This is a genomic window from Verrucomicrobium sp. BvORR034, from assembly GCF_000739635.1.
GTDB lineage: Bacteria > Verrucomicrobiota > Verrucomicrobiia > Verrucomicrobiales > Verrucomicrobiaceae > Verrucomicrobium.
On record NZ_BATQ01000016.1, the window covers coordinates 79780 to 95916 of the forward strand.

At 62.7% G+C, this 16137-nt stretch carries 9 protein-coding genes; 5 read left to right on the forward strand and 4 right to left on the reverse strand.

The genetic code is table 11. From position 1 onward, the window contains the following. Positions 1-38: 38 nt before the first annotated feature. Both BV034_RS03580 and BV034_RS03585 read right to left on the reverse strand, forming a co-directional pair. Positions 39-926 (reverse strand): AraC family transcriptional regulator, encoded by an 888-nt coding sequence (locus BV034_RS03580; protein ID WP_050024265.1) that lies wholly within the window; start codon positions 924-926, stop codon positions 39-41. A gap of 101 nt (positions 927-1027) precedes the next feature. Next, complete coding sequence (locus BV034_RS03585; RefSeq protein ID WP_050024197.1) at positions 1028-1726, reverse strand: pirin family protein; 699 nt, start codon at positions 1724-1726, stop codon at positions 1028-1030. A 250-nt stretch (positions 1727-1976) separates the two neighbouring features. Between BV034_RS03585 and BV034_RS03590 the strand changes: the two genes are divergently transcribed. The 3 genes from BV034_RS03590 to BV034_RS03600 are packed head-to-tail and all read left to right on the forward strand — an operon-like array spanning position 1977 to position 9274. Continuing rightward, complete coding sequence (locus tag BV034_RS03590) at positions 1977-3353, forward strand: DUF1501 domain-containing protein (RefSeq protein WP_050024199.1); 1377 nt, start codon at positions 1977-1979, stop codon at positions 3351-3353. 33 nt (positions 3354-3386) lie between these two features. After that, complete coding sequence (locus BV034_RS03595) at positions 3387-5600, forward strand: DUF1549 domain-containing protein (protein ID WP_050024201.1); 2214 nt, start codon at positions 3387-3389, stop codon at positions 5598-5600. A 14-nt stretch (positions 5601-5614) separates the two neighbouring features. Beyond that, entirely contained in the window at positions 5615-9274 is a 3660-nt protein-coding gene (locus BV034_RS03600) for a c-type cytochrome domain-containing protein (RefSeq protein WP_265592584.1), read from the forward strand. Positions 9275-9296: 22 nt separating this feature from the next. On the opposite strand, the gene BV034_RS03605 is transcribed toward BV034_RS03600, so the two are convergent. Both BV034_RS03605 and BV034_RS03610 read right to left on the reverse strand, forming a co-directional pair. Then, positions 9297-11162, reverse strand: a complete 1866-nt coding sequence (locus tag BV034_RS03605) for a prenyltransferase/squalene oxidase repeat-containing protein (protein ID WP_050024203.1) — start codon at positions 11160-11162, stop codon at positions 9297-9299. Between the two features lie 61 nt (positions 11163-11223). Then, positions 11224-13887: a valine--tRNA ligase gene (locus tag BV034_RS03610; protein ID WP_050024205.1), complete on the reverse strand. Its 2664-nt coding sequence runs from the start codon at positions 13885-13887 to the stop codon at positions 11224-11226. Positions 13888-14006: 119 nt separating this feature from the next. Between BV034_RS03610 and BV034_RS03615 the strand changes: the two genes are divergently transcribed. After that, complete coding sequence (locus tag BV034_RS03615) at positions 14007-14990, forward strand: S1C family serine protease (protein WP_050024207.1); 984 nt, start codon at positions 14007-14009, stop codon at positions 14988-14990. Between the two features lie 21 nt (positions 14991-15011). After that, entirely contained in the window at positions 15012-16088 is a 1077-nt protein-coding gene (locus tag BV034_RS03620; RefSeq protein ID WP_081887554.1) for a S1C family serine protease, read from the forward strand. Positions 16089-16137: the final 49 nt, after the last annotated feature.

The following is a 16137-nucleotide window of genomic DNA, read 5'->3' on the forward strand; positions in this document are numbered from 1 at the left end:
CGCCTGCGTGTGCCGCAAACCATGGATGCCAGGAGCCACTACATGGACAGATTGCGCCCGCCGCGAATCGCCGTCTCGAATTCACGGTACTTCACCGGGGAAAGCCCGATGGCCTGCTTGAACAGGCGGCTGAAGTAGAACTCATCTTCCAGCCCGACTTCCGCAGCGATCTCCTTCACCGGACGAAGGGTATGCAGCAGCTGCCACTGGGCGTGTTTGACGAAGCGCTCTTTCACGATCTGCGTGGGTGTGCGTCCCAGTGCGCGTTTCACGGCGCGACCCAGAGCCTTGGGGGTGAGATGAAGCATCGTCGCGTAGTCGGCAGGTGCATGCAGCTTTTGATAGTGCTGCTCCACGAGTTCGATGAAGCGGCTCACCACCTCCGGGGATCGACCCAGCGGCGTGCCTTCCCCCCCGGCCCCGAGTTCAAGTTTGCGTCGGGTGGCTTTGATGAGCAGCACCTTCAGATAGGAGACCAGGAGTTCCGTATGGGCCAGACCACCCTGGTCCAGTTCGCGGCGCATCTGAGTCAGGAGGTCCGTGATGTTCTCGACCAGTTCGCCGTCCACAGGAACGTGGGGCGCACCATACACTTCATTAAAGAGCACCCCATTGCAGCCGATCTCATCATGATGGGTCTCGATGCAGAGGAAGTTCGCGTGGAACTGCAAGACGGTGCCCTCCACCCGTGCAGCGCGGAAGCTCTCCACATGAAAAATCTGGTAAGGCTGGAAGAAGATCAACGCGGCTCCGGACAGAGCGTGGGTGGTCTCTCCCGCGTGGTAAGTGCCTCCTTGGGGCAGCCATAGCACCGTGAAATAATTGGCACGCTGGGCACCCTCCGGCCACCGCAGGTCCTCCAGCCTTTCCACACGGAAGGCGGGCTCTCCCCGGCGGGGATCGTAAAGGTGCAGCGGGATGCTCATGAGGGTGACAGGGATGAATACGGAACCAGCCACGGGTGGCCAGAACAAAAAAGTGCCGCAGGCCTGCGCCTGCGGCACTTTTCCCGAAGCCTGTCGAGGGATCAACCCAGGTCAAACAAGATGCCCTCGGCATCCTGGTCAGCCTTGATGGTGAGAGTGCCAGCCGTCTCGCTGCTGGCCCCGTCGCCAGCGACCAGTGAGTTGCCGTTCACACTCAGACTGCCCTTGGCAAGCTGCAGCCACACCCCGCGTCCGGCGGCGAGATCGTGCGTAATTTCCTCGCCTGCCTTGATCTTCAGCCGGTAGATGCTCGCATCCTGGTGGATGACCGCAGAGTCTTCCCGCCCGTCTTCTGAGATGACCAGCACTTTGGACTGTGTGTCATGCTCTGGCTTCGGGTGCCACTCCGTGTAGCTCGGGGTGAGCCCGCGGCGCTCGGGGAAGATCCACATTTGCAGCATGTGAGTCGGCTCGGTCTGGGAGGGGTTGTACTCGCTGTGGCGCACGCCCTGGCCAGCGCTCATGAGCTGGATCTGGCCTGGCTTGAGCGCACGGCCGTTACCCATGCTGTCGGCGTGTTGCAGGGTTCCCTCCAGCACGTAGCTGAAGATTTCCATGTCGCGGTGGGGGTGGGTGGGGAAGCCGCCTCCAGGGGCGATGCGGTCTTCATTGATGACGCGCAGGCTGCGGAAGTGGACATGCTTTGGATCTTCGTACTCGGCGAAGCTGAAGCTGAACTTGGAGTCCAACCAGCCGTGGTTGGCGTGGCCGCGGTCATTGGATTTGCGTACAGTGATCATAGGATTTGGGAAGCTGGATGTTTCGATAGGGGAGTCAGTCCGGAAGTGGCGCTGACGGAGCGAGCATGACCCTGGCGGCGGTTTGGAACTAATACTTGTTCCGAACTCGGAGCATACCCTGTGGGTTGGCTCGAAAGAGGCGGCAAAAGGCTGCGCAGATACTCCATGGCCCGCCCAGCTTTCTCCATTCAAGAAACCGCTCTGAGCCCGTAATATCGGGCAGTTCAGACCCTCACCCCTTCTTCCAGGCATGTTCAAGTTCTCTGCAAAAGGCTCCATCTCCACCTGCGACGGCGTATCGCGGCGCGACTTCCTGCAAGCGGGCGCACTGGGGGCGATTGGGCTGTCGTTGCCCCAGTTCAACGCTCTCCGGGCCTCCGGTGTGGTGGACAAAAAGAAAGATGATCGGGCCTGCATCATGATCTTCAATCTTGGCGCGCCCAGCCAGATCGATACCTGGGATCCCAAGCCGGACGCTCCTCGGGAAGTGCGCGGCCCTTTTAAGACCATCCGCACCAACTGCCCTGACATCCAGCTCACGGAGATCTTCCCGCACATGGCGAAGATTGCGGACAAGTTCTCCCTCGTGCGCAGTGTGTATCACAATGCGGCAGCGGTGCATGATACCGGGCACCAGATGATGCAGACGGGTCGCCTCTTCAGCGGCGGCATCAATACCCCGCATGTGGGCTGTGCCCTGGAGTTCCTCAAAGGTCGCAATTCTGAGCTGCCCGCGCACGTCATTCTGCCGGAGCCGATGGGCCCCACTGGTGGCAACATGCCTCACGGGCAGGACGCAGGCTTCCTCGGCAAGACCTATGATCCGTTCGTGCTGAATGCGGACCCTTCCGCCAAAGATTTCAAGGTGCCGGATCTGCTGCCTCCGCAGGAGATCAGCGAGGTGCGACTCGCCCGTCGCCGCGCCCTGCGGGACATGGTGGACCAGTCAGTGAAGAACTTCGAGGCCAGCGAGTCCGCCAAGCTCATGGACACGAACTTCCACGATGCCTACCGGCTCATGACCAGCAGCGCGGCCCGGGAGGCGTTTGACCTCACGCAGGAGAAGCCGGCGGTGCGCGAGCGTTATGGGATGAACCGCTTTGGCCAGTGCTGCCTGCTGGCCCGCCGTCTGGTGGAGCGTGGAGTTCGGTTTGTCACGGTGAACAGCTTCATCACGGTGTTCAACGAGATCACCTGGGACATTCACGGCAGCAAGCCCTTCACCAGCATCGAAGGCATGCGCGATCTCGTGGCTCCCATGTACGACCAGGGCTACAGCGCCCTCATTGAGGACCTGCACCAGCGTGGGATGCTGGACAACACGCTCGTCTGCAATCTGGCGGAGTTTGGCCGTACGCCCAAGGTCAATCCCGCCGGAGGCCGGGATCACTGGCCGGGGGTGTGGACCGTGGGTTTCGCCGGCGGCGGCGTCAAAGGTGGCCGCGTGATCGGTCGCAGCGATGAGATCGGTGCCTACCCCGCGGAACACGCGGCGGCTCCCGCCAATGTCGTGGCCACGATCTACGAGTCGCTGGGCATTGACCTGGAGACCGAGCTGCCCGGGCCGCAGAACCGGCCCTTCCCGGTGGTGGACCGCGGTTTCGACCCGATCCGCCAGCTCTTCTAGTTTTTGTCTCTGCTTTTCACTCCCCTCCGCTGCATGCCGGGCCGCTTTTCACTTGTTGTTTCATCTGTCCTCCTGCTGGTCACCGCCTCCGGCGCTCATGCCCAGGAGGCGGCTCCCTCCTTCCGCAACCAGATCCAGCCCATCCTGGCGCGCTACGGCTGCTCCAGCGGGGCCTGTCATGGGTCTGCGGCCGGACAGGGGGGCTTTCGTCTTTCCCTGCGAGGGTATGATGATGCGGGGGACTACCTGAGCATCACCCGTTCTGCGCAGGGTCGCAGGGTCACGGTCGAAGATCCCGCTCAGAGCCTTCTCCTGCTCAAGGCGACCAAGCGCGTGCCGCACAAGGGCGGGGAGAAGATCAAGGAAAGCTGGCCGGAGTATCAAGTGCTCGCGGACTGGATCGCTCATGGTGCCCCCGGACCCCAGGAGCAGGATGCCCGCATCCAGAAGATCACGGTGAGCCCCTTGCACGCCTCCGTGAAGAACGGACAACGGCAACCGCTCAAGGTGACAGCCCGCTTCAACGACGGCAGGGAGGAGGATGTCACCAGGTGGGCCAAGTACACCGCGGGCAATACCTCTGTGGCGACGGTGGATGACGACGGGGTGGTGAAGGTCGTGGGCAACGGCGAAGGGACGGTGACGGCCTGGTACCTCAGCCAGCTCGCCATCGCCACCATCACGGCACCGTACGAGCACCCGCCCCTTGCCGTGGCGTTTGATGAATTCAAGCCACGTAATTTCATCGACCACGAGGTGCTGGCCAAGCTCAAGGAGCTCAACCTTCCTCCCTCCGGGCAGTGCACTGACGCAGAGTTCATCCGCCGGGCCTTCCTCGATACGCTGGGCATTCTTCCGACGCCGGATGAGACCCGGACCTTTGTCTCGGACGCCCGACCTGCGAAGCGGGATCGCCTCATCCAGTCGCTGCTGGAGCGGCCGGAGTTCGTGGACTACTGGAGCTACAAGTGGAGCGACCTGCTGCTGGTCAACAGTGACAAGCTCCCGGTCCAGCCCATGTGGAGCTACTACCAGTGGATCCGTCGCAATGTGGAGCAGAACACTCCATGGGATGTGATGGTGAGGGACCTGCTGACCTCCACGGGCAGCACTCTGGAGAACGGTGCCGGGAATTTCTTCACCCTGCACGATGAGCCCACCCGCCTGGCGGAGACGGTCTCCACCGCCTTCATGGGCATGTCCATTGCCTGTGCGAAGTGCCACAACCACCCCATGGAGAAGTGGACGCACGACCAGTACTACGCCTTTGCCAACCTCTTCTCCCGGGTTCGATCCAAGAACGGAGCGGTGGCGGATGAGCGGGTGGTGTTTGCCAGCACCGATGGAGATCTGGTGCAGCCCCTTTCCGGCAAGGCGCTTGCTCCCACCCCGCTGGATGCCAAGCCTGTGGCCCTGGCTGCCACCCTGGATCGGCGCAAGCCCCTGGCCGACTGGCTGACGGCTCCGGAGAATCCGTACTTCTCCCGCGCCATCACCAATCGCGTCTGGAAGAACTTCTTTGGCGTTGCGCTGGTGGAGGCCGTGGATGATCTGCGGATGACGAACCCCGCCAGCAATGAGACGCTCCTCTCCGCGGCGGCATCGCACCTGGTGAAGCAGAAGTTTGATCTCAAGGCGCTCATCCGCACCATCCTGGAAAGCGAGACCTACCAGCGCAGCAGCGTGGCCTTGCCGGAGAACCAGGGGGACACCCGCTACTACTCCCGCTACTATCCACGCCGGCTCATGGCGGAGGTCATGCTGGATGCGGTTTCCCAGGTCACGGCGGTGCCCACGTCCTTCAACATGGACAAACGCAACGCCAACAAGGGCATCGGCAGCGCCTACCCCATGGGCTACCGGGCGCTCCAGCTGCCGGACTCCCACACTTCAAGTTATTTCCTGGATAGCTTTGGCAGGCCGGACCGGGTGCAGACCTGCGATTGCGAGCGGACCAACGAGCCCAGCATGGCCCAGGCCCTGCACATTGCCAATGGCGACACCCTGAACCTTAAGCTGGCCAAGCCGGACAATCGTATTGGAACGTTGCTTGCCTCCGGCCGTCCCGATATCGAACTGGTGGAGGATGCCTACCTCGGGTGCGTCAGCCGTCCGCCGACGGACAAAGAACGTCAGGGGGTGCTGAAGGTTCTGTCCGAGGCTGCTACGCCCGCGGAGAAGCGCATGGTCCTGGAGGACGTCTTCTGGGGGCTCATGAGCTCACGTGAATTTCTTTTCAATCATTGATCCCGTCCTGCCGCATGCCTTTCTTCCGACATCTTTCTGCGATCCCAGTGATGGCTCTGGCAGGCCTTCATGCCGCCCCGGCTCCGGTGGACTATGAGGCCAGGATTGGGCCTCTGTTTCAGGAGCATTGTGTGGACTGTCACGCGGCGGATGATGCAGACGGGGAGTTTGCCCTCGATACCTTTGACGCATTGATCAAAGGCGGCAAGGCGGGCAAGGCGGTGGTCCCAGGGGATGCGCAGAATTCGCTGCTTGTGAAGTTCCTGGAAGGCCGCAGCGGTCGCGAGGGCAAGAACCAGTTCATGCCTCCCGGCAAGAAGGAGCATTTGAAGCCGGAGGAGATCGCAGTCATCCGGCAGTGGATCGATGCCGGAGCCCATCCTCCCGCTGCGCCTGGCAAACCTGCGGATGCCCTGGCTTCGCTGCCCAAAATCTCCCCGCGTACTGCCATCAAGAAGTCCGTACTTTCGTTGAGTGCGTCGGCCCCGGCCAAGCTGGTGGTGGCTGGCGGATACGGGAACGTGCGCCTCATCGACCCGAATAACTTGCAGACGGTCCGGGAGATGAAGGAGGTGGCGGGCAAGGTGAATGCCGTGGCCTTCTCCGCTGATGGTGCTTTTGTTTTTGCGGCGGCGGGCACTCCCGGCGTCAGCGGTGTCGCCTACCAGTGGAAGACGGCAGATGGTTCATTGGTTCGAAAGTTGGAGGGCCATTCGGATGCGCTGTATGGCATGGCCATCTCTCCGGATGGCAAGCTGCTGGCGACGGGAAGCTACGACCAGAAGATCAAGCTCTGGGACCTGAGCACCGGGGCGGAGGTGCGCGCCCTCACCGGGCACAATGGTGGAGTGTTCGGTCTGGCCTTCCGTCCCGATGGCAAGGTCCTCGCCAGCGCGAGTGCGGATCGTACGGTCAAGCTCTGGGAGGTGGCTACGGGACGCCGGTTGGATACTTTCTCCCAACCCTTGAAGGAACAGACTGCCGTGGCCTTCTCCCCCGATGGCCGTTTGCTGGCTGCTGGAGGTGCTGACAACCGGCTGCGCGTGTGGAAGGTGAGCGCGGAGGCGGTTGAAGGAACCAACCAGCTCCTGGCCACCCGGTATGCGCATGAAGGCGCGATCTTGAGCATCGGATTCGAGCCTGGCGGCAAGCAGATCTTCACCAGTGCTGCGGACCGTACGGCGAAGATCTGGAACAGCGCCACCTACACCGAGGAACATCTCATGGATCAGCAGTCCGACTGGGTGCCGGCCATGGCGGCACTGGGAGGCGACAAGCTGTTGGTGGGCAGACTCGACGGTTCGCTCGCCGTTTATCTGATCTCCACCGGGTTGCCTGCAACTCCCGCCCCGGCCACTCCCAAACCGATGGCCAAGAGCAAGCCAGCTCCTGCTGCCAAGCCGGAACTGGTGCGTCTCGAACCGCGTGGGGTGCAGAGTGGCACGCGAACGACATTGAAGGTCACGGGCAAGAACCTGCAGGGCCTGAGCGTGGTGAAGCTCGGGCATGCGAATTTGAAGGCGTCCGTTGTGTCCGTGAACCAGACGGGAACCGCTGCCGAGATCGAGGTCGATGCAGGTGCCAAGGTTCCGCGAACCCAGGTGGACGTTTCCCTGGTGACCGCGGGAGGGGAGACCGCAAAGCAACGTCTGCTGGTGGACTATCTGCCCCAGCTCGTGGGGGTTCCGTCTGACAAAGGCACCCGTCTGCCCGCGCTGCCGCTCAATGTCTGGGGAACGCTTCGCCAGACCGGTCAGGTGGATGCCTGGATCTTCGGGGCGAGGAAAGGCGAGACGGTGATCTTTGATCTGGCGGCTGCGCGCATCGAGTCCATGGCCGTCTCCCCTCGTCTGGAGGTGATGGATGCCGACGGCCGCCTGCTGGCAGCCAACAACGGGCTGGACAGTGGTAGTGATCCCTTTGTTGCCTTCACCGCCCCAGCAGATGGGGAGTACAAGGTCCTGGTTCGGGAAATTACCCTGGCCGGGTCTGAGGACCATGTGTACCGCCTCACGGCGGGTGTGCTGCCGTATGTCACAGGCTGGTGGCCGCTGGCGGTGCCCCCCAACCAGGAAAGCCGTATCGAGCTCGTGGGCTACAATCTGAAGGACTCGAAGGTGATGGTGACCAGCCCAGCGGAGGGGGAGGTGAGCCTGCCACTGGATTCTGACCAGTATCGGAGCCGGGTGAACATGCGGGTCCAAGTGAGCTCTTTGCCCCAACTGACGGAACAAGAGCCGAATGACGAAGTCGCAAATGCCCGGAAACTGACCGTCCCCAGCCTGGTGAACGCCCGGCTGCAATCGACCAGACCGGGACAGCCGGATGCGGACCTGTTCCCGTTTGAGGCTGTCAAAGGGCAGCAGTTGGTCTTTGAGACACGCGCTGCTGTGCTGGGCTCACCGGCCGATACGAAGCTCGAGATCCTGGACGCCAAAGGGGAGCTGGTGCCGATGATCAAGATGCAGGCGACGAAGGACTCCGGGATCACGTTGCGCAGCGAAGATGCCAACGATTCCGCCATCCGCTTGGGCAGGTTCGCGGAAATGGAACTGAACGACTACATGTACTTCAATGGCGAGGTGCTCAGGATCTACCGCCTCGCCCGTGGGCCGGATGCGGACATGGTTTACTACGCTGGAGCTGGCAAGCGGAGGGCGTTCTTCAACACCAGCCCGGCGGGCCATGGACTGGATGACCTGTGCTATGCGGTGGAACCCCGGGCGCTGGACGCCCGCATCGTCCCCAACGGGCTGCCCGTCTTCACGCTGTACTACATGAATGACGACGACGGGGAGCGCAAGCTGGGCAGGGACTCCCGCCTCAACTTCGTGGCCCCGGCAGATGGCACCTATCAGGTGCGCGTGAGTGACACCCGTGGCTGGAGCAGTGAGCGTCAGGCTTACCAGCTCATTGTACGGGAACCTAAGCCCGACTTCACACCGCGGCTTCGCATGCCTGCCACTGTTTCCGTCCCCGCGGGTTCGGGCGTGCAGTTTGCCGTCACGGTGGATCGGGATGACGGCTTCGAGGGACCGGTTCAAGTGGAGCTGTCCGGGGTGCCGGAAGGGTTCTATGTGTCCACACCCATCGTCGTGGAGGGTGGGCATCTGGACGCCGCGGGCGCGTTGTACGCCCGGCCGGAGGTCAAAGTGGGCAATCACGACTTCAGCGGCGTGAAGGTGACCGCCAAGGGCATCATCAATGGCCGTGAAGCCGTCAAGGAGGTCAATGGCCTGCCGAAGATCGCTGTGGCGGCAGCCGGGAAGCGCTCCCTGTTCGTCGAGCCTGATATGGTGGGTAAACCTGCTGGAGACGGCCGGACCGCGCCTCCGGGGCCCTATGAAATCACCATCGAGCCCGGCAAGCTGGTCTCCGCCTGGCTGCGGGTGGACCGTCGCGGCGATGACGCTCTCATCGGTGTGGACATCGAGAACCTCCCTCACGGGGTCATTGTGGACAACATTGGCCTCAATGGGGTGCAGATCCGTGCCGGTGAAAACGAGCGCGAAGTCTTTCTCTCCTGTGCCCCCTGGGTGGCGGAGCAGGACCGTCTCTGTCACATGGTGGTGGGCAGCGCGCGCAATGATGCCGTGAAGGCGGACGCGGCGGCGACCAGCTTCCCCGTGTTGCTGAAAGTGCGGAAGAGTCCTTCCACCATCACCGGACGATAGACTTGGGGAGCGCTCTGTGCTCTCAGGAGACTGTCGCCAGAGCACTGGGACGGGTGGATTGCAGCAGGTGACTCACTTGCTGCAGCGCCCCCAGGGTCCAGAAGACGGGGTAGAGCTGTTCGTGGTACCACAAACGGGCGAAGTACAGCCCAATTGGGGCAGACGGAAACCGGGTCCCTGCCGAGGAATGATCGACGAGCCATCGGGCACCTTTCACTGCGGCATCAGCGGAGGGAGAGGTGGCCTGGTCACGGTGGAGCGAGGCATACCCCGCGAGCGCTGCCACGGCGACCGCGGTCTCTTCCAGGCTGGCAGGTCCGACATCGCTGCCGCTCCAGCCGCCCTCAGCCTTTTGCCAGGCCCGCAAGTTGCTGTCTCCCGTGGCGAGGATCCGGGAGACGATGGGTCCGCCCAGCCCCGAGCCCAGGAGGTGATTCATGATCTGGGCCGTGCCGTACACGTGGTTCTCTTCTTCTGCGGCATGTTCATTGCCAAACCAAAGGGGCACGTGATTGAACCCTGGCTGAGATCCTGAAACCTTGGGCGTGCGGGCGATGAACTGAAGCGCCCGGAGGATACGGTTCGAGAGCTCACCGCGCAGATCGTGATCCAGATGGTCCTGCCACAAGCCCCAGGCATGCAGGGTGTGGGCCGTGATCTCCGGAGTGCTGCGGTCAAAGGGCAGGGTGCCCCAACCACGGCAGAAGGTGGGGATGCCGCCGTCACGATTTTGCAAATCCATGAGCCACCGCACGCCTCTGGCCACCGCAGGAGCGAGGGTCCTGCGTTCGGCTTCATCTTCGCACAGATGCCAGAGGGCCACGAGAGCCCCGCTGGTATCGTCCGCATCGGGCACGCCGCCGGGCAGGTCGGTCCAGGCCCAGCCGCCGGGGGCGGCATTGGTGAAGGGGTGTATTTCCTGATACTGCTGCCCCAGCAGCCAGGATTTCAAGGCAGGGATGTCCAGCGCTTCGCGACCTTCCGGGGTGGCGGTGAGCGCCTTGGTGGAAAGGGTGGTGCCCCAGGTAGCGAGGTTGGTGTCGATCGGCCAGCTTCCATCGGTCCGTTGAGAATCCTCCAGGAACCGGATCGCTTCAAGGACGCAGGGGTGGAACTTCTCTCCCGCGCTGGCGAGCGCCATGGTGACAAAACTCGTCAGCGGCGTGGCCTCCAGATAGCCGCCCGTGCTGGGCTGCAGAAGCTTCAACATGGGGCTGATGCGCGGCCAGAGGGCCTTGCGGAGCGCATGCAGCGGATTGAGCAGGGACGGCGGTGCGTGGTAAAACCGCGCATAGCCAATGGCGATCAGCGCAGGCAGCGCATAGCTCACCACCGGAAGGCCAATGGCCCCGAACCATTCACGCGGCATGGCTGCCAGCTCAAACGGCAGGGCCAGCACCCGGGACCACGCTTCTTTCTGCGGTCCCAGCCGGCCGCCGATGGCGCACAGCATGAGGATGGGCACGGAGAAGGTCTTGTCCTTGCCATAGCGCGCTACCACCGCACGGCAGATCACCTCCGGCTCCAGGGAGCCCGTTCTTTCCTCGATCCAGGCTTCGCAGTGCTGGATGGGCTCGGTGCGGTCTGGTTCGCACAGGCTGAGGGCCGACCAGCACAGGAGTGTGGTGGAGAGATTGCTCTTGCTCAGCGTGGTGTCGCCCCAGCCGCCGTCCTTGTTTTGATGCAGCACCAGCCACCGCACTCCCTGCGCGATGCGGGCCGAATGCAGCGGGGCATCTACCAGATGCAGCGCCACGATGGCCGTGGCGGTGGAAAGGGCACTGTTGGAAAGATGCCCCTCCCAGTGCCCCCGGGCGTTCCGCAGAGACAGCAGATGCGCCCGGGTGTTCTGAATGGCTTCGGCAAGTGGGGAATCAAATGTCGCCATAGTGCTCTTTCCAGCTCTCATCGAAGCTCAATTCCTAATTCATCATTCCCAGTTCAGAATTTTACTGCAGTCCTTCCGCCATCTTCTGGAGCTGACCCAGCTTGGCGGCCCAGTCGGTCTCACGCTGGCGGTGATCGTCCAGCACCTTGGCAGGCACTTTTGACGTGAAGTTTTCATCCGCCAGCTTGGCGCGCACCTTTTCCAGTTCCACTTCCACCTTGGCGATCTCCTTCTTCACGCGCTCACGCTCCGCGGCCACGTCGATGAGACCTTCCAGCGGGAGGAAGAGCTCGCCAAACGGCGTGAGCACCACCGGTGTGCCCTTCGGCGCGGCATAGGCGGGATCGAGGTCCAACGTCTCCGCATTGAGGAGGATCTTCACCACCTCCACTTCGTGAGCAGCCAGTTCGGAAGCGGGCTTGAGCACGAAGCGCACGCGCTTGTTGCTTGCGATGTTGGCACCGCTCTTGAGGCCGCGACCGAGGTTCACCACCTCTTGCTTGGCGGCAGCGAATTTCTCCTCCTCCGCCGTGATGCCAAAGTAGGTGCGCTCGGCTTCGTCGAATGACTTGGGCCACGGGGCGAACATGATGGTGTCGCCTCCCTGGTCGGCTGGCATTTCCTTGTTGAAGCCCATGCCCTGCCACAGCTCCTCCGTGATGAACGGAAGGAAGGGGTGGAACAGGCGCAGCGTGTGGCCGAGCACGAAGTCCATCACCGCCAGGGTGTTGGCCTTGCGGGCTTCATCACTGCCGTTCAGCACGGCCTTGGTAGCCTCCACGTACCAGTCACAGTACTCGCTCCAGAAGAAGCGGTAGAGCGTGGCGGCGGCATCGCTGAAGCGATACTCTTCCAGGGCTGTTGATACTTCCTGAATGGCATCGCTGAGGCGGGCGAGGATCCACTTGTCGTCGCTGCTCAGCAGCTCTGGCTTGATCTCACCCTCTGAGGCTCCGCCTTGCATCTGACGGAAGCGGGCGGCGTTCCACAGCTTCGTGCAGAAGTTGCGGCCCAGTTCCACGTTCTTCTCATCGAAGAGCACGTCAGCACCGAGAGGGGCGCTGCGCATGATGCCGAAGCGGAGGGCGTCGGCGCCAAACTTCGAGATCAGCTCCAGCGGATCCGGCGAGTTGCCCAGGGACTTGGACATCTTGCGACCCTGCTTGTCGCGGATGATGCCGGTAAAGTACACGTTCTTGAACGGCATCTCACCCATCCACTCGTAGCCAGCCATGATCATGCGGGCCACCCAGAAGAAAATGATGTCCGGCCCCGTCACGAGGTCCGTGGTGGGATAGAAGGCCTTGAGGTCGTTGGTTTCCTTGGGCCAGCCCATGGTGGCAAAGGGCCACAACCAGGAGCTAAACCACGTGTCGAGCACATCGGCATCCTGCGTCCAGCCATCGCCTTCCGGCGCGGTCTCGCCGCAGTACACCTCTCCATCGCGATACCACACGGGCACACGATGGCCCCACCAGATCTGGCGGCTGATGCACCAGTCCTGAATGCCGCCCATCCAGTGGTCATACACCTTGGCCCAGCGGTCGGGGAAGAAGCGCATGCGCCCCTCTGCCACCACGGCCTGGGAGGCGGGCACGCTGGGGTACTTCAAGAACCACTGCTCACTCAGGCGGGGCTCGATCGGCACACCGGCGCGCTCGGAGTAGCCCACGTTATTCTGGTAGGGTTCCTCTTTCACGAGGTCGCCCATTTCACGGAGCAGTTCCACGGCCTTCTTGCGCGCCTCGAACCGGTCCAGACCTTGCAGGTCCTTGCCAGCGAGCTCGTTCATCGAGGCGTTCGGGTTCATGATGTCGATCTGCGGCAGGTTGTGCCGCTGACCGATCTCAAAGTCCGCCTTGTCGTGTGCCGGCGTCACCTTCAGCACGCCCGTGCCGAACTGTGGGTCGATGTGGTCGTCCGCCACAATCGGGATGCCAGCCTGATTTTCCAGGGGCAGGGGACGGCGCACATGCTTGCCGATGAGATGGGCATAACGCTCATCCTTCGGGCTCACAGCGATTGCGGTATCGCCCGGAATGGTTTCCGGGCGCGTGGTCGCGATGGTCAGCCAGGTGCCCGGCTCTTCCACCACTTCCACCTTGAAGTAGTACAGGTGACCGTTCTGCTGGCGCATCTCCACCTCCTCATCGCTGAGGGCGGTGAGGGCGGAGGGGCACCAGTTCACCATGCGCTTGCCACGGTAGATCAGGCCCTTTTGGTACAGGTCCACGAACACCTTGGTCACGCACTTGGAGTACTCTTCGTCCATCGTGAAGCGCGTGCGCGACCAGTCGCAGGAGGCGCCGAGGGCGCGCAACTGCTTGAGAATGATGCCGCCGAACTTCTCCTTCCACTCCCAGATCTTCTCCACCATCTTCTCGCGGCCGAGGTCGTCGCGGTGCTTGATGGAGCCGTCCTTCTTGAGGGTCTTTTCCACCACGTTCTGGGTGGCGATGCCGGCGTGGTCCGTGCCCGGCAGCCAGAGCACCTCTTTGCCCAGCATGCGGGCGCGGCGGGCCAGGATGTCCTGGATGGTGTTGTTCAGGACGTGCCCCAGGGTGAGGATGCCCGTCACGTTCGGCGGAGGGATGACGATCGAGTAGGCCGGGCGCTTATCGCTCACGCGGGCGGGATCGGCGGTGAAGCAGCCACGCTCCAGCCATTGCGCATACCAGCGCTCTTCCACTTCGTTGGACGTGTAGGTCTTGCTCAGTTCGGGCATAGGGGCGCACAGCTTGCACCAAAGAGAGGGGGTTTGCAAACGGGCGCGAGAAACGATCCCGAGCCGTCCATCAGGATCAGCTTTGAATCCGGCGGGAGTCGTATTACGTTTCCACCCTAGTGAAGTTCCGCCAGTTTTCCCGCCGCCTCCTTTCCCTGCTTGGGCTGGGCGGCCTCCTTGTGGCTCAATCCCTCTCCCTGGCTGGGCCCTCCACCGTCGAGACCTCGCTGGAGGATTTGCTCACCCTCCAGACCCAGATTCAGTCCGTGCAGGAGCGCACCCGGAAGGCCTTGGTGGCCATTGAGTGCGGGGGCGGGACCGCGAGCGGCGTCATCGTGAGCCCCAACGGTCTCGTTTTCACAGCCGCCCATGTGACGGGTGAGCCCAATCGCAAGGTGAAGGTTATCCTCTCCGACGGCCGCTCGGTGGAAGGCACGTCTCTGGGCCTGGATACGGCCACCGATTCCGCAATGATCCAGCTGCCCGCCCCGGCCAAAGCCTGGCCGTACGTCTCCATCAGCCGGGAGACTCGCGAGGTGAAGGTGGGCGACTGGTGCTACGCCCTCGGCCATCCTGGCGGGTGGGACGTCGCCCGCGGCCCCGTGCTGCGCATCGGCCGCATCGTCAAGGTGGCGGCCAATATGCTCCAGAGCGACTGCGTGCTCATGGGCGGCGATTCCGGCGGGGCGCTTTTCAATCCTCAGGGGGATGTCATCGGCATCCACAGCCAGATCTGGCAGGGCCGGGATCAGAACCTCCACGTCAGCATGGCCCCCTTCCTCCGCGCGTGGGAGGTCATGAAAAAGGGGCAGGTCATCACGGCTTGGGCTCAGGGCAGTGGCGGCTGGATCGGCCTCAGCACGGAGGCCGCCGAGGGTGGCCTGAGTATTCGGGCGATTGCCCCGGACTCGCCCGCCATGAAGGCCGGCCTCAAGGAGGGCGATGTCATCATGAGCGTGAACAATGAGAAGCTGGCCGCTCCGGTGGACTTCTCCCAGGCCATTCGCAATCGCACGGCCGGTCAGTTGATCACGCTTAAGATCCGCTCGCCCCACGGGGAGAGGTTTGTGGAGGTGAAGCTCGGTCAGCGTCCCGAGCAGTAGGCCGGTATCGAGAGGAGCATCATGCGACTGATTCCATCTTTTCCAAAACCGGGGTGCTTCAGCCGGTCGCTTGTTTCTTTCGTCTGCTTCGCACTGGTCGGCGGGTGGGTATTGGACGGCAGCGCGTTCAGCCAGGAAGTCCTGCCCGACGAGCTGCGCACCAATGGTGCAGCCAGTCTCAAGGCGGTCCAGCCAGTGAAAAACCTTGCCATGCAGAGCGCCATCCAGCTTGGCAAGAGCAAGGACAAGACGCTCACTGGCGTGGCGACTACGCCAGACGGGTACATCCTCACCCTCGCCAGCGAAGCGGAACCGCTGAAGCCGCTGAGAGCCTTCCTTTCGGATGGAACAAGCACCGAGGTGCGCGAGGTCAAACGGGATGACCGGCTCAATCTGCTGCTCTTGAAAGTGGACCGGGCCGGTTTTATGCCCGCCGCTTGGGGCGAATCGCTCTCGCTGGACATCGGCCACTGGGTGGTGAGTCCCACTGAGCATGGCAGCGAGGTGCGGCTGGGTGTGGTGAGCGCCAACCGCCGAGCCATCCCCAACTCTGGCGCGGTCTTGGGCGTACGCTTCGGGCTGGATGACGCCGATGTGGGTGTCATGGTGGAGGAAGTGGCCGCAGACAGTCCGGCTAATCTGGCCGGCATCTTGAAGGATGACCTCATCCTGGCAGTGGATGGCAAGGGCGTGTCCAAGAATGAAGCCGTGGCCCGCATCGTGTCGGGCCGGCAGCCAGGGGATCTGATCAAGATCAAGTATCGCCGGTCCGGCGCAGACAAAGAGACGGAGGTGCGGCTCGCCAGCAAGAGCCGCGTGCTCATGAACTGGGCGGGCGAGGACTTTGGGAATCACGGCACCTCCTTCCGCACCGACAACTACCCGGAGATCATCCAGCACGACCTGCCCCTGGGCCCCATGGACATGGGCGGTGCCGTATTCGATCTCCACGGTCGCGCCATCGCCATCAACGTGGCCCGGGTGGACCGTGTCACCAACTACGCCCTGCCCGTCGAGGCCTTTCTGCCCGACCTGCTCAAGTGGCTGCGCGAAGACCGGAACGCAGAAAAAGAGAAGGCCAAGAAACGGGAGAAGTGAGAGGCTTCGCCCAGCCCACCGAGTTCAAAATCGATTGCCTTTCTTGTCG

Excerpts from the sequence above, each read along its gene's own strand:
- BV034_RS03580 (WP_050024265.1), bottom strand. The coding sequence starts at position 926 with ATGAGCATCCCGCTGCACCTTTACGATCCCCGCCGGGGAGAGCCCGCC.
- BV034_RS03585 (WP_050024197.1), bottom strand. The coding sequence starts at position 1,726 with ATGATCACTGTACGCAAATCCAATGACCGCGGCCACGCCAACCACGGC.
- BV034_RS03590 (WP_050024199.1), top strand. The coding sequence starts at position 1,977 with ATGTTCAAGTTCTCTGCAAAAGGCTCCATCTCCACCTGCGACGGCGTA.
- BV034_RS03595 (WP_050024201.1), top strand. The coding sequence starts at position 3,387 with ATGCCGGGCCGCTTTTCACTTGTTGTTTCATCTGTCCTCCTGCTGGTC.
- BV034_RS03600 (WP_265592584.1), top strand. The coding sequence starts at position 5,615 with ATGCCTTTCTTCCGACATCTTTCTGCGATCCCAGTGATGGCTCTGGCA.
- BV034_RS03605 (WP_050024203.1), bottom strand. The coding sequence starts at position 11,162 with ATGGCGACATTTGATTCCCCACTTGCCGAAGCCATTCAGAACACCCGG.
- BV034_RS03610 (WP_050024205.1), bottom strand. The coding sequence starts at position 13,887 with ATGCCCGAACTGAGCAAGACCTACACGTCCAACGAAGTGGAAGAGCGC.
- BV034_RS03620 (WP_081887554.1), top strand. The coding sequence starts at position 15,012 with ATGCGACTGATTCCATCTTTTCCAAAACCGGGGTGCTTCAGCCGGTCG.